Origin of the sequence: Streptomyces sp. NPDC060000, assembly GCF_042737375.1 — a bacterium.
In the GTDB taxonomy this organism is placed as follows: domain Bacteria; phylum Actinomycetota; class Actinomycetes; order Streptomycetales; family Streptomycetaceae; genus Streptomyces.
Genome location: NZ_JBHWUU010000015.1, coordinates 43,177 through 56,029, shown reverse-complemented (window position 1 = coordinate 56,029; position 12,853 = coordinate 43,177). Strand labels below are relative to the sequence as shown.

The following is a 12,853-nucleotide window of genomic DNA, read 5'->3' as shown; positions in this document are numbered from 1 at the left end:
TGCGGTGGCAGGGACCCTCGGAAGTCTATACGACACTAGGCATTTTTATACAGACACTCGTGCGCCTATACGGCACTCCGTTCGACGGGACAGCTCATGCAGCGTGGCCCGCCCCTCCCCCGGCCCAGCTCGCTGCCGGGGATCTCGATCACTTCGATGCCCTGCTTGCGCAGATGGGTGTTGGTGGTGACGTTGCGCTCGTAGGCGACGACGACTCCCGGCTCCACGGCGAGGACGTTGCAGCCGTCGTCCCACTGCTCGCGTTCGGCCGCGTGCACGTCCTGGGTCGCTGTGAGCACGCGGATCTCGCTCAGGCCGAGAGCCGCGGCGATCGCGCGGTGCATGTGCTCCGGCGGATGGTCGGTGACCTTCAACTCCTTCTCGCCGACGCCCGGTTCGATCGTGTACGAGCGCAGCATGCCGAGGCCCGCGTACTGGGTGAAGATGTCGCCGTCGACCATGGTCATCACGGTGTCGAGGTGCATGAAGGCGCGCCGCTTCGGCATGTCGAGGGCCACGATGGTCTCCGCCGAGCCCGCCGCGAACAGCTTGTGGGCGAGCATCTCGACGGCCTGCGGGGTGGTGCGCTCGCTCATGCCGATCAGCACGGCGCCGTTGCCGATGACGAGGACGTCACCGCCCTCGATGGTGGACGGATAGTCGGCCTGCCCCTCGGACCAGACGCGGAACGTCTCACCGCGGAAGAGGGGGTGGTGCCGGTAGATCGCCTCGAAGTGGACGGTCTCGCGCTGCCGGGCCGGCCAGCGCATGGCGTTGATGGCGACGCCGTCGTAGATCCAGGCGGAGGTGTCGCGGGTGAAGAGGTGGTTGGGGAGCGGGTCGAGGAGGAACTCGTCGAGGTCCATGACATGGAAGCGCACGGAGGTCGGTTCGGGGTGCGCCTCCAGGAACTCCCGCTTGGTCATGCCGCCGACGAGGGCCTCCACCAGTTCCGGGGCGGGGAGCGTCTCGAAGGCGGCGCGGAGGTGGTCGGTGGCGAGCACCCCGTACTCCTTCTCGTCGAAGACGCGGTCCAGGACGAGCGCTCGGGCCGCCGGGATCTCCAGGGCCTCGGTGAGCAGGTCGCCGAAGAGGTGCACGGCGACCCCGCGATCGCGCAGCACGTCGGCGAACCCGTCGTGCTCGGCGCGCGCCCGGCGCACCCACAGCACGTCGTCGAAGAGAAGGGCGTCCTTGTTGCTGGGGGTGAGCCTTTTGAGCTCGAGATCCGGCCGGTGAAGGATGACGCGGCGCAGCCGCCCGGCCTCGGAGTCGACGTGGAATCCCATGTCTCCATCCTGACCATCGGGGACCACCTTCACCCCCTACCGGACCGATTCCGCACGAGCTTGTTCGGCTGCCCCTCCCCATCCGCTCGTTCTCGTCCCCTTGACGACAACAGGAGTCGCGACTATCGTTCCCCTTATCGTCGCACTGACGAAAAACGGAACCAGGGGGGTCTCTCATGGCCGACATCACCCGGCGCCTGGGCTGGCGCCATCTGCGCGGCGCCCCCACGGCGCATGTGCGCCACCACCGCTCCGGCGAACTGGTGCACGACGGACCGGGACTCAGCTTCTGGTTCCGCTCACTGAGCGCCGCGCTCTCCGAAGTACCCGTGGACGACCGCGAGTTGGCGATGACCTTCCACGCCCGTACGGTCGACTTCCAGGATGTGACGGTGCAGGCGACGGTGACCTACCGGGTCAGCGACCCGGCCGTCGCGGCCGCCCGGCTCGACTTCTCCATCGACCCGGACACGGGTGTGTGGCGCGGTGCGCCCCTGGAGCAGCTCGGCACGCTGCTGACCGAGACGGCGCAGCAGCACGCGCTGGACGTCCTCGCGCGTACGTCGCTGTCGTCGGCGCTGGTGGACGGCGTGACCTCGGTGCGGGAGCGGGTCGCCGCGGGGCTGGCGGCGGAGCCGCGGCTGCCGGCCACGGGCATCGAGATCGTGGCCGTGCGGGTCGTCGCGCTGCGTCCCGAGCCGGAGGTGGAGCGGGCGCTGCGCACCCCGGCGCGTGAGCAGATCCAGCAGGAGGCCGACCGGGCCACGTACGAGCGGCGGGCGGTGGCCGTCGAGCGGGAGCGGACGATCGCCGAGAACGAACTGGCCAGCAAGATCGAACTGGCCCGCCGCGAGGAGCAGTTGGTCGAGCAGCGCGGCACGAACACCCGGCGCGAGGCGGAGGAGAACGCGGCGGCGGACAAGGTACGGGCGGAGGCGGAGGCGACCCGGTCCGTGCGGCTCGCGGAGGCGGAGGCCGCGAGGGCGGTGAAGCTGGCCGAGGCCGAGGCCGAGAAGCAGGTGCGGCTGGCGGACGCCGAGGCTCAGCGCACCGAGCGGCTGACGCTGGCGGAGGCGGCGCGTACGGTCCGCCTCGCGGAGGCGGAAGCGGCCCGCTCGGTGCAGCTCGCCCATGCCGAGGCGCAGGCGGCGCGCGAGGTCGGGGAGGCCCGGGCCCAGGCCCAGGCGGCCTGGCTGCGGGTCCACGCCGACGTCGACGTAACGACCCTGCACGCCCTCACCGGGACGCGCCTCGCGGAGAACCTGCCGCGCATCGACAGCGTGACGATCTCGCCGGACGTCCTCACCGGACTCCTGTCGAGGCTCGGCGCCGGGGAACCCGGATGAGTCTCGCCCCGCGGGCCGTGCTGGTCCACCGCACCACGGAGTACGAGGAGTTGGTGGCCCGGCACGGCACCCACGGCCAGGCCGCCTTCTTCCTCTCCTCGCGGGGCCGGGACATCGAGGAGGTCGCCGAGCGCCACCGGCGCACCAGGCGCGCCCTGGCTGAGGTGACCGCCGCGATCCCCCTGACCTGGCGTCAGACTCGGGTGGAGCGCAGGGACTTGGACCGCTTTCTCTTCGCGCCCGAGGACGTGGTGGTCGTGGTCGGCCAGGACGGACTGGTGGCCAACGTCGCCAAGTACCTGGCCGGTCAGCCGGTGGTGGGCATCGACACCGATCCCGGCCGCAATCCGGGCGTCCTGGTACGCCACCGCCCGGGGGACGCCCGGCTGCTCCTGCCCGCCGTGCTCGCGGCCGGCACCGGCACGGCCGAACTGACCATGGTGGAGGCGGTCGCCGACGACACGCAGCGGCTGCTGGCCCTCAACGAGATCTACCTGGGCGCCCCGGGCCACCAGACCGCCCGCTACCGCCTGGGCCTCGACGACGACGGGGGTGCCGTCGAGGCCCAGGCCTCCTCCGGGGTGCTGGTGGGCACGGGTACGGGAGCGACCGGCTGGATCCGGTCGGTGTGGCAGGAGCGGGGCGGCGGCCGGACCGAGGCCGGCCTGCGGCTGCCGGGCCCGTCGGAGGACCGGCTGGTGTGGTTCGTACGGGAGGCGTGGCCGTCCCCCGCGACCGGCACCTCCCTGGTCGCGGGCGAACTCACGGCCGGCGGCCACCTCACCCTCACGGTCGAGTCGGAACGTCTCATCGCCTTCGGCGACGGGATCGAGAGCGACGCGGTGGAACTGACGTGGGGGCAGCGGGTACGGGTGGGGAGGGCGGGGGCGGCACTGCGGCTCGTCGGCTGAGCGGCGGCGGCGCCCTCACCAGCCGGGCCGCGCCCCGCCCGGGACCTCGCTGCCGATGTGCGCGGCCAGCCGTTCCGCCCGGGGCGGGTCGCCCCGGGCGGTCACGTGGACGAAGACGGTGTGCTGCTCGGCCCACCCCCGCTCCTGGGCGTGCTCGGCGCGGAACACCACCTGGACGCCGTCGTACGTCGACAACCCGTACTGGTTCGCCGCCGGATCGTCCGGCCAGGTTCCGTGCCGGACGATGGAGGCCGGGCCCGGGCCCGGAGCCGCCGCGAACCGTTCCTCGACGCTCCCCGTCGGGGCGTCCACCATGATCTCGAGCGGCAGACGCGCCTCCGGAGCGGCATCGTCCGTCGCCGTCACCTCGACGTCGAACGTGAGGTCGTCACCCGTCGCAGGGTCGATACGGACGTCCACATGGCCGAACCGCGCCCCGGGAAGGACCGCGGTCATCCGCCGCACGTCAGCGACCGTCCACAGCCGGACCGGTGGCCCGACCTCGGCGTCGGCCTCTTCTAGCAGCTTCTGGCAGCGCGCACGGGCGCCTGGCCTGCTTGTACGCGGCGGCCGCCGTCGGTGGTACGGGGAACGGGGTGCGGGGTACGGGGTACGGAGAACGGGGTACGCCCGCGGGTTGCCCGTGGACCGCACCGTCACCCGCTCCCGCCCGCCCGCGCCACCGCGTTTCGCACGGGCGGGACGGGCGGGGCACAGCGATGGGGCCCGGTCCGCGCCGACGGCACGGACCGGGCGAACGTCTCACAGCCGCGGGTCCACCGGCTCCGATTCCAGGGCCAGTACGCCGAACACCGCTTCGTGGACACGCCACAGGGGCTCGCCCTCCGCCAGCCGGGCCAGGGCCTCCAGGCCGAGGGCGTACTCGCGGATCGCCAGCGACCGCTTGTGGTTGAGGAAGCGGCCGCGCAGCCGGGCGAGGTTGTCGGGGCGGGTGTACTCCGGGCCGTAGATGATCCGGAGGTACTCGCGCCCCCGGCACTTGATGCCCGGCTGGACCAACCGGCCCTCCACACCGCGCACCAGAGCACCCAGCGGCTTGACGACCATGCCCTCGCCGCCCCGGCCCGTCATCTCCAGCCACCAGTCGACACCGGCCCGCACCGACTCGGCGTCGGCCGTGTCGACGTAGAGGCGTCGGGTGGTCTGGAGCAGACCCGTGTTGTCGTGTTCCACCAGCCGGTCGAGGAGCGAGAGCTGCTCGTCGTGGGGCAGGTCCGCCAGGCTGCGGCCCTGGACCGCGAGGATCTGGAACGGGGCCAGCCGCACGCCGTCCAGGCCGTCCGTGGTCCAGCAGTAGCGGCGGTACGCCTCCGTGAACGCGGCCGCGTCCGAGGCGCGTTCACGCTGGCGGGAGAGCAGCTCCCCGACGTCGACACCCCGGGCAGCGGCGCCCTCCAGGGCCGACAGCACACCCGGGAAGACCGCTCCGGACGCGGCTCCCACGGCCGCGTACTGCGAGCGCAGGAGACCCGAGGCCTTCAGCGACCAGGGCATCAGCTCGGCGTCCAGCAGGAGCCAGTCCGTGTCCAGTTCGGCCCAGAGACCCGCCTCCTCCACCGCCGTGCGTATCCGCCCGAGGATCTCCTCGGTCACGGTCTCGTCGTCGAAGAACGGCCGGCCCGTGCGCGTGTAGAGCGAACCCGTGGGGCCCACCCCGTCCGCCGCCGCGGAGCGGGAGGCGCCGCCGGCTCCGAACCGCTTGCGCGCCGTCTCCGCGTCCCGGCACACCAGGGCCACCGCCCTGGAACCCATGTGCTTCTCCTCGCACACGACCCGCGCCACACCGTCCTGCGCGTACTGCGCGAACGCCTCCGCCGGGTGCTCCAGATAGCCCTCGACGTGCGAGGTGGCCGTGGGCGCCATCGTCGGCGGGAGGTACGGCAGCAGGCGCGGGTCCACCGCGAACCGGCTCATGACCTCCAGGGCCGCGGCCGCGTTCTCCTCGCGGATGGAGACACGGTTCTGTCCCTCGTAACGGGTTTCGACGATACGTCGGCCGTGCACGTCCGCCAGGTCCAGCGGACGGCCGTCGTGCCCGCCGGGTGCCTCGGAGCGCAGCGGCTTCGTCGGCTCGTACCAGACCTGCTCCGCCGGTACGTCGACCAGCTCGCGTTCCGGCCAGCGCAGCGCGGTCAGCTTGCCGCCGAAGACGGCACCGGTGTCCAGGCAGATGGTGTTGTTCAGCCAGGTCGCCTCCGGAACGGGGGTGTGGCCGTAGACCACCGCCGCCCGGCCCCGGTAGTCCTCCGCCCACGGGTAGCGCACCGGCAGGCCGAACTCGTCGGTCTCTCCGGTGGTGTCGCCGTACAGCGCGTGCGAGCGGACGCGGCCGGAGGTGCGGCCGTGGTACTTCTCCGGCAGACCCGCGTGGCAGACCACGAGCCTGCCGCCGTCGAGGACGTAGTGGCTGACGAGGCCCGCGATGAACTCCCGTACCTCGGCGCGGAACTCCTCGCTCTCGCCCTCCATCTGCTCGATGGTCTCGGCCAGGCCGTGGGTGTGCTGGACCTGGCGTCCGCGGAGATGGCGGCCGTACTTGTTCTCGTGGTTGCCCGGCACGCAGAGAGCGTTGCCCGACCTGACCATCGCCATCACGCGGCGCAGAACGCCCGGGCTGTCCGGCCCCCGGTCGACCAGGTCGCCGACGAAGACGGCCTGCCGGCCCTCCGGGTGGACACCGTCGGCGTAGCCCAACTTGCCCAGCAGCGCCTCCAGTTCAAAGGCGCAGCCGTGGATGTCGCCGATGATGTCGAAGGGGCCGGTGAGGTGGGTCAGGTCGTTGTAGCGCTTCTCGGTGACGACCGAGGCGTGCTCGATGTCCTCGACGCCCCGCAGGACGTGCACCTTGCGGAAGCCCTCCCGCTCCAAGTGGCGCAACGAGCGCCGCAGTTCGCGGATGTGGCGCTGGATGACCCGGCGGGGCATGTCGGCACGGTCGGTGCGCGCCACGTTGCGTTCGGCACACACCTCCTCCGGCACGTCCAGGACGATGGCGATGGGCAGCACGTCGTGCTGCTTCGCCAGGTCGACCAGCTGACGGCGGGCTTCCGGCTGCACGCTGGTGGCGTCGACCACCGTGCGGCGGCCGGCCGCGAGCCGCTTGCCCGCGATGTAGTGCAGGACGTCGAAGGCGTCCCGCGTGGCGCTCTGGTCGTTCTCGTCGTCGGAGACCAGCCCTCGGCAGAAGTCGGAGGAGATGATCTCGGTGGGCTTGAAGTGCCGTCGGGCGAAGGTGGACTTGCCGGACCCGGACGCGCCGATCAGGACGACCAGGGAGAGATCGGTGACGGGCAGCACACGGCCCTGCCGGATGGAAACCTGAGTCTCGGTCATGCTGCCTTCGCCTCCTTCTCGTGCACGCTGCTCATGGTGAAAACGGCCATCTGGGTGGGCGGCCCGACCTCCGGGTCGTCCGGGCCGACCGGGACGAAGCCGACCTCGTAGCCGTGCCGTCCGGCGACCGCGGCCGCCCAGCCGCGGAACTCCTCGCGGGTCCACTCGAAGCGGTGGTCGCCGTGCCGGACATGGCCGGCCGGGAGGCTCTCCCAGCGGACGTTGTACTCGACGTTCGGGGTGGTCACCAGGACCGTGCGCGGGCGGGCCGAGCCGAACACCGCGTACTCGAGGGCGGGCAGCCTGGGCAGGTCGAGGTGCTCGATCACCTCGCTGAGCACGGCGGCGTCGTAGCCCTTGAGCCGGGCGTCGGTGTAGGCGAGCGAGCTCTGGACGAGCTGGACACGGGAGGCCTGCCGCTCACCCATGCGGTCCAGCTTCAGGCGGCGGGAGGCGATGGTGAGTGCGCGCATCGAAACGTCGACGCCGACGATCTCGGTGAAACGCGGGTCCTTCAGCAGCGCCTGCACCAACTGGCCCTGTCCACAGCCGAGGTCGAGAACGCGGGCGGCCCCGGACTCCGTCAGCGCCGAGACGATCGCGTCGCGGCGCAGCACGGCCAGCGGGGTCGGGCGCTCCTCCGTCTCGGCCTCCGCCTCGACCGCGTTGTCGATCTCCTCGACCTCGCTGTCGTCGGCCTCGGCGAGCCGGACCAGTTCAAGACGCTCCATCGCCTGCCTGGTCAGCGACCAGCGGCGGGAGAGGTAGCGGCTCGTGATCAGTTTCTGCTGGGGGTGGTCGGACAGCCAGCCCTCACCGGCCCGCAGCAGCTTGTCGACCTCGTCGGAGGAGACCCAGTAGTGCTTGGCGTCGTCGAGGACGGGCAGCAGGACGTACAGGTGGCGCAGGGCCTCGGCGACGGTGAGGGTCTCCGACTCCAGGACCAGGCTCACGTACCGCGAGTCGCCCCACTCCTCGAACTCCGTGTCGAGGGGCACCGGTTCGACACGCACCGCCCAGCCGAGCGGCTCGAAGAGAGCGCGTACGAGGTCGGCGCCGCCGCGGGCGGGCAGCGCGGGCACCTCTACCCGCAACGGCCGTGTCTGCGCGGGCAGTTCGGGCTTCGCCGCGCACACCCCGCGCATGGCGCTGGAGAACACGCCGCTCAGGGCGACCGCGAGCAGCGAGGAGGCCGCGTAGGGGCGGTCGTTGACGTACTGCGCGAGAGCCGCGTCCGGAGCGCCGCCCCGGCCCTTGCCCTTGCCGCGCCGGACCAGCGCCACTGCGTCCACCTCCAGCAGCAGCGCCGCCGTGCAGCGCTCGGCACCGGCCTCGGGGTAGAGGACGTGGGCCTTGCCGTAGGAGGTGGAGAACGCCTGCGCCTTGTCAGGATGCTTGTGCAGCAGGAAGCCCAGGTCTGTGGCGGGACGTTCGGGGGTGCCGGTGGTGCTGATCGTCAGGAACACGTGGGTGCCTCGGTAAGGTTCGGAAAAAGGAACGGAAGCGCTGTTCGTGCGCTCACCCGCCCCTACAACGTACAGAGAACGCTCCAGCGCCACTCACGTTTTTCCCAGTCGGCCACCACCCGTCCCCGCTGGTCAGACACTGGCCCGGACGCCGTGTCGAGGGGCGGGCCGGACACCGAATCGGCGGGGGCGGCGGGCCGACCGGCAGGACTGCGATGCGGCCGTGAGGACCGGTCGGCCATCGCGGCCGGACCGCGTTCGGCATAACGGTCGGCCCGTCGCCTGGCGGTGGGCCACGGCACGTCGTAACGCTCGGCCGCACGAGCGACCGGCCATCCTTCATCAACGATCAGACGCCCCGGGCGAAGACGGGCACGGGGAGTCAGAGCAGGGTCAGCGAGAGACACGAAGGCCTCCTGGTTGGCGGAGCGGTTCCTCGACAGCCCCACTCCACAACCGGAGGCCTTCGTCATCTCACGGAATCAGACCCTGTCGCCGTACAGATTCGACCGACCTGCCTCGGCAGCACAGCTAGGTCAGCTGCGCCTGCACCTGGGCGGAGATCAACTCCAGGTGATCGAGGTCGTGCAGGTCGAGGATCTGGAGGTACATCCGCCGGGAACCGGCCTCGGCGTACCGGCCGATCTTGTCAACGACCTCGGCCGGGGAACCGGCCAGCCCGTTGGTCCTCAGCTCGTCGACCTCACGGCCGATCGCGGCGGCGCGCCGGGCGAGTTCCGCGTCGTCCTTGCCGACGCAGACGACGAGGGCGTTCGAGAGGGTGATCGCGTCGGCTTCGCGACCGGCCTCCTTCGCGGCGTCCCGTACCCGGGCGAACTGGCGTTCGCTGTCCTCGACCGAGCCGAACGGCATGTTGAACTCGTCCGCGAACCGGGCGGCCAACCGCGGCGTGCGGGTCGCTCCGGTGCCGCCGATCAGCACCGGGATCCTCGCCTGTGCGGGCTTGGGCAGCGCGGGCGAGCCGGTGAGGTCGTAGTACGTGCCGTGGAAGTCGTAGGTCTTGCCGACCTCTGTCGCCCACAGACCCGTGACGATCTCCAGCTGCTCCTCCAGGCGGCCGATCTTCTCCTTCGGGAAGGGAATGCCGTACGCCTTGTGCTCCTCCTCGAACCAGCCCGCGCCCAGGCCCAGTTCGATGCGTCCGCCCGACATCTGGTCCACCTGCGCGACCTGGATGGCGAGGACGCCGGGCAGCCGGAAGGTGCCGGCGGTCATCAGCGTGCCGAGACGGATGCGCTTGGTCTCGCGGGCGAGCCCGGCGAGGGTGATCCAGGCGTCCGTGGGACCCGGGAGGCCGCTCACGTCGCCCATCTTCAGATAGTGGTCCGACCGGAAGAAGGCGTCGAACCCTAGGTCCTCGGTGGCCTTCGCCACGGTGAGGAGGGTGTCGTAGGTCGCCCCCTGCTGGGGCTCGGTGAAGATACGGAGATCCATGCTTCCATCCTGCACTCCGGTCTCCCCGTCAACCCCACCGGTCCCTTCTCCCCCGGGCGTCCCCGGGTGGCCCTGGGTGGCCCCGGGTGGCCCCCGGCGGCCCCCCGCGGCCTTCCCCGGCCTTCCCCGGCGTCCCCCGGGCCTCCCCCGGCGGCCCCCGGCCTCCCCCGGGCCTCCCCCGGCGGGTGAAAACGTCCGCGCCGTGCGTGGCGGGTCGCCCGGGCCGGTGACCCGCCCCCGTGGTGATCGTTGGCCGCTGCGGAGCCGGACCCACCGGCGATCGCGCCCGGCCGGTCAGCGTCGGGACGTCACCCGCATCGGCCCTCCCGGGCCGCCTAACAGCTTACGGAGGCCCTCATGTACGAAGAGACCGTGCCGCAGCAGGGCGGAGCCACCGCCGCACCCCAGGCGAAGGGGTTGCCGCAGCAGATCGAGGAACTGATGGCGGCGTTGAACGCGGACCTCTCGGCGTTGGATGCGGATTTCCAGTCGACCGGAGGCGCTCACCGGGTGCCGCGGCAAGAAGGCGACATGGGCTGACTCCCTCAACCGAACCGGGTCGGCTTCCTCACCTCTCCGGCAGGGCCGCGCCCTCCCTCTCCTCGCGTTCCTCCCTCGCCGCCAGTTTGCGCAGCATCTCCAGGACCCGGTCCCTGGACTCGTCCGCCGCGTCGATGGCCTCCATGCACTTCCAGTACGTGCCCTGGTCGTCCGCCGAGCTCGCCAGGCCGACCAGGGCGATTCCGACCTCGCCCAGCAGCCCGCTCAGGTCGATCAGGGCGTGTCGGGCGTCGTCCAGCTCGGTGAGCCGGGCGGCGAGCAGGTCCCCGGGATCCAGGTCCGGCGCGCCCAGCACACCGCAGCCTCTCCCCGCCAGCTCGGTCAGGCCCAGTGCCTCACCGCGCAGTTCGGGCGGCCCCGAGACGGCGAGGCGACTGCCGATCGCCTGCGCCAGGGCCTGCGCCTGCCACACTTCCTCGAGGATCCCCGCGCCCTCGCCGCTGCCCGCGAGCGCGCGCCTGCTCGTCAGAATGAGCCGCACCGCGTCCATGCGCTGCCCCCGTCTGCCCCGACGTGCTGCCGCACGTCCGCCCGAACACCCGTCTCCACCACTCCACTACCCAGAGTGAGGGTCTGTGGTGCCAAAAGCCAGAGGAAGGCCGAAATCTGTGGACAACAAATCGATTTCGATCCACTTCTTGACTCCGGAGAGTGAAAACGGACCGCGCGGCTCCCGTCCGAGACATCCGGGTGCCGCTAAGGCGCCGGGAACCTGTGCTCGTTGCGGTCGATCTTCGCGTCCAGTGCCGTCAGCGGATCGATACCGAGCACTTCGCACAGTTGCAGCAGGTAGGCGAGCACATCGGCGACCTCGTCCGTGACCCGGTGGGCGGTGTCCGGGTCGTCCATCACTCGCGTCGACTCCTCCGGCGTCAGCCACTGGAAGATCTCGACGAGTTCGGACGCCTCCACGCTGAGCGCGGCGACGAGGTTCTTGGGGGTGTGGAAGGGCTGCCAGTTCCGCGCGGCCGCGAACTCGGTCAGTCTGCGCTGCAGCTTCGCCACGTCGAGGTGTTGTTCGGTCACGGACCCAGGTGTACCACCGTCACTCCCTCGGTCCGAGCGGCCCAGTGCCCGTCGCTGACCGCGCCGACGCAGCGGATGTGCCCGCGCTCGGCCATCCGCACCGCCAGCCGCAGCAGTTCGGCGCGCTGCCGCACGTCGAGACCCCGGTCGAGGCCGTCCGCGAGCAGGGTGAGGGTCTGCATCGCGGCGGGCACCTCCCCGGCCGGGTCCACATCGAGGACGCCCGGCCCGGTGAGCAGCACCAGGGCGAGGGCGACATAGCGCAGTTCGCCGTAGCCCAGCCGGGCGAGCTCCGTGCGGCTGCCGTCCGCGCGGTCGAGCAGCGCGCGGACCGTGCCGTCGGCCAGCGTCTCGGCGCGCAGGTCCACGACCGGTCCGGCGGATCCGGCGGACAGCGCGGCCACCAGTTGCGCGTGCCGCCGTCCGCACTCCTCGCGGGTGCGCCAGAGGACGTCGGCGAGGTTGTCGCAGCCCGCCAGCAGCCGGCCGGAGCCGGTGGGCACGGGCACGCCCATCCAGTCGGGCTGCGGATCGCAGGCGAAGACCGACCGCAGGGCGACCACCATCTGTTCGGCGGCGGCGAGCACCTGCCGCTGCCCGTCGGTCTTGCCGGCCACGCGCAGCGGCAGCAGCGCGGTGCCGAGCCGGTCGTCGGGCAGCGGGGCGCGCGTCACCGGGGCCGAGCCGCCGGTGTGCCAGGCGGCTTGTACCGTGCGGCGCCCGGGATCGCGCAGGGCCGTCTCCAGCAGCACGACACCCGCCGCGCTCAGCCGTTCCCCCACGATGCGCAGCTCGGGTTCGGCCTGTACGGCCACGTCGAGCCGCACCGGCCCGCCGGGCCCGTCGGCCGTGCACCCGATGCGGAACCCCCGTCGGCGCTGGGCATCAGGCCGAGCTCCCTGCGGCACACACGCGACCGGGTCGGCGAACACCTCACCCAGCCGGGCCCCGCCCCCGAGCCGCGCCAGCGCCTCGTACGCCCGCAGCGCACTGCTCTTGCCGCTTCCACTGGCCCCGACGAAGAGCGTGACCGCCCCGAGCGAATACCGGGCGTGCCGATGCCCCGCGAAGGCGGAGAGCCGCAGTTCGGTGACACAGGGCCGGACGTACCGCACCTTGGCGGACGCCGTGCTGGGGCCCGGCGCGGCCGGAGCCCGCCGCTCCTCGACGGACGGCCCCTGCGCGGGCACGGTACAGGCGGCGTCCCTGGACAGCGCCCCGTCGGACGCTGGACGGGGTAAGGGCGAGGAAGAGGCAAACGACGAGGACATATCCGGACCGTAGGACTCCACCACCCAGACGAACCGTTCCGCCCCGAAAACCTTCCTACGATCGAGCGACGACGTCGGGCCCGGGAGGCGGACGCGACGACGTCGGGCCCGGGAGGCGGGAACAGCGGCCGAGCGCAACCGCACCGGACAAGCCGAGCAGGACGAGCCCGACCA

General features: G+C 71.9%; 11 protein-coding genes and 1 pseudogene. 3 read left to right on the top strand and 9 right to left on the bottom strand.

The window, feature by feature from the left end; translation table 11 throughout:
* Nucleotides 1–65: 65 nt before the first annotated feature.
* On the bottom strand, nucleotides 66–1,289 hold the full coding sequence (locus ACFWBB_RS10900) for an arginine deiminase (RefSeq protein WP_385269366.1): 1,224 nt from the start codon (nucleotides 1,287–1,289) through the stop codon (nucleotides 66–68).
* A gap of 176 nt (nucleotides 1,290–1,465) precedes the next feature.
* Between ACFWBB_RS10900 and ACFWBB_RS10895 the strand changes: the two genes are divergently transcribed.
* Both ACFWBB_RS10895 and ACFWBB_RS10890 read left to right on the top strand, forming a co-directional pair.
* The gene (locus ACFWBB_RS10895) at nucleotides 1,466–2,635 is read left to right on the top strand and encodes an SPFH domain-containing protein (RefSeq protein ID WP_385269364.1); all 1,170 of its coding nucleotides are present in this window, start codon (nucleotides 1,466–1,468) and stop codon (nucleotides 2,633–2,635) included.
* The gene (locus ACFWBB_RS10890) at nucleotides 2,632–3,546 is read left to right on the top strand and encodes a hypothetical protein (RefSeq protein ID WP_385269362.1); all 915 of its coding nucleotides are present in this window, start codon (nucleotides 2,632–2,634) and stop codon (nucleotides 3,544–3,546) included. Before ACFWBB_RS10895 ends, ACFWBB_RS10890 begins: the two co-directional genes overlap by 4 nt.
* A 15-nt stretch (nucleotides 3,547–3,561) precedes the next feature.
* Here the strand turns inward: ACFWBB_RS10890 and ACFWBB_RS10885 are convergent, their stop codons facing one another.
* The 5 genes and pseudogenes from ACFWBB_RS10885 to ACFWBB_RS10865 all read right to left on the bottom strand — a co-directional run bounded on the left by ACFWBB_RS10885 (nucleotide 3,562) and on the right by ACFWBB_RS10865 (nucleotide 9,821).
* Entirely contained in the window at nucleotides 3,562–4,002 is a 441-nt protein-coding gene (locus tag ACFWBB_RS10885) for a hypothetical protein (protein ID WP_385269360.1), read from the bottom strand.
* Between the two features lie 306 nt (nucleotides 4,003–4,308).
* Complete coding sequence (locus tag ACFWBB_RS10880) at nucleotides 4,309–6,900, bottom strand: polynucleotide kinase-phosphatase (protein ID WP_385269358.1); 2,592 nt, start codon at nucleotides 6,898–6,900, stop codon at nucleotides 4,309–4,311.
* Nucleotides 6,897–8,366 (bottom strand): 3' terminal RNA ribose 2'-O-methyltransferase Hen1, encoded by a 1,470-nt coding sequence (locus ACFWBB_RS10875; protein ID WP_385269356.1) that lies wholly within the window; start codon nucleotides 8,364–8,366, stop codon nucleotides 6,897–6,899. The genes ACFWBB_RS10880 and ACFWBB_RS10875 overlap by 4 nt, the downstream gene beginning before the upstream one ends.
* 194 nt (nucleotides 8,367–8,560) lie before the next feature.
* Nucleotides 8,561–8,773, bottom strand: a pseudogene (locus tag ACFWBB_RS10870) (helix-turn-helix domain-containing protein); the annotation flags it as partial.
* 124 nt (nucleotides 8,774–8,897) lie between these two features.
* Nucleotides 8,898–9,821: an LLM class F420-dependent oxidoreductase gene (locus ACFWBB_RS10865; protein WP_385269354.1), complete on the bottom strand. Its 924-nt coding sequence runs from the start codon at nucleotides 9,819–9,821 to the stop codon at nucleotides 8,898–8,900.
* Nucleotides 9,822–10,178: 357 nt separating this feature from the next.
* Here ACFWBB_RS10865 and ACFWBB_RS10860 point away from each other — a divergent pair, with 357 nt between their 5' ends.
* Entirely contained in the window at nucleotides 10,179–10,361 is a 183-nt protein-coding gene (locus ACFWBB_RS10860; RefSeq protein ID WP_385269352.1) for a hypothetical protein, read from the top strand.
* A gap of 28 nt (nucleotides 10,362–10,389) precedes the next feature.
* Here the strand turns inward: ACFWBB_RS10860 and ACFWBB_RS10855 are convergent, their stop codons facing one another.
* The 3 genes from ACFWBB_RS10855 to ACFWBB_RS10845 form a co-directional block, all read right to left on the bottom strand.
* The gene (locus ACFWBB_RS10855) at nucleotides 10,390–10,872 is read right to left on the bottom strand and encodes a DUF6099 family protein (protein WP_385269350.1); all 483 of its coding nucleotides are present in this window, start codon (nucleotides 10,870–10,872) and stop codon (nucleotides 10,390–10,392) included.
* Between the two features lie 206 nt (nucleotides 10,873–11,078).
* Nucleotides 11,079–11,408, bottom strand: coding sequence for a nucleotide pyrophosphohydrolase (locus ACFWBB_RS10850; protein WP_385269348.1), 330 nt, complete (start codon nucleotides 11,406–11,408; stop codon nucleotides 11,079–11,081).
* Nucleotides 11,405–12,679: an ATP-binding protein gene (locus ACFWBB_RS10845; protein ID WP_385269346.1), complete on the bottom strand. Its 1,275-nt coding sequence runs from the start codon at nucleotides 12,677–12,679 to the stop codon at nucleotides 11,405–11,407. Before ACFWBB_RS10845 ends, ACFWBB_RS10850 begins: the two co-directional genes overlap by 4 nt.
* Nucleotides 12,680–12,853: the final 174 nt, after the last annotated feature.

Bases quoted from the DNA above. Each gene is read 5' to 3' on its own strand.
- ACFWBB_RS10865 (WP_385269354.1), bottom strand. From the start codon at position 9,821: ATGGATCTCCGTATCTTCACCGAGCCCCAGCAGGGGGCGACCTACGAC.
- ACFWBB_RS10895 (WP_385269364.1), top strand. From the start codon at position 1,466: ATGGCCGACATCACCCGGCGCCTGGGCTGGCGCCATCTGCGCGGCGCC.
- ACFWBB_RS10860 (WP_385269352.1), top strand. From the start codon at position 10,179: ATGTACGAAGAGACCGTGCCGCAGCAGGGCGGAGCCACCGCCGCACCC.
- ACFWBB_RS10880 (WP_385269358.1), bottom strand. From the start codon at position 6,900: ATGACCGAGACTCAGGTTTCCATCCGGCAGGGCCGTGTGCTGCCCGTC.
- ACFWBB_RS10900 (WP_385269366.1), bottom strand. From the start codon at position 1,289: ATGGGATTCCACGTCGACTCCGAGGCCGGGCGGCTGCGCCGCGTCATC.
- ACFWBB_RS10845 (WP_385269346.1), bottom strand. From the start codon at position 12,679: ATGTCCTCGTCGTTTGCCTCTTCCTCGCCCTTACCCCGTCCAGCGTCC.
- ACFWBB_RS10890 (WP_385269362.1), top strand. From the start codon at position 2,632: ATGAGTCTCGCCCCGCGGGCCGTGCTGGTCCACCGCACCACGGAGTAC.
- ACFWBB_RS10855 (WP_385269350.1), bottom strand. From the start codon at position 10,872: ATGGACGCGGTGCGGCTCATTCTGACGAGCAGGCGCGCGCTCGCGGGC.
- ACFWBB_RS10885 (WP_385269360.1), bottom strand. From the start codon at position 4,002: ATGACCGCGGTCCTTCCCGGGGCGCGGTTCGGCCATGTGGACGTCCGT.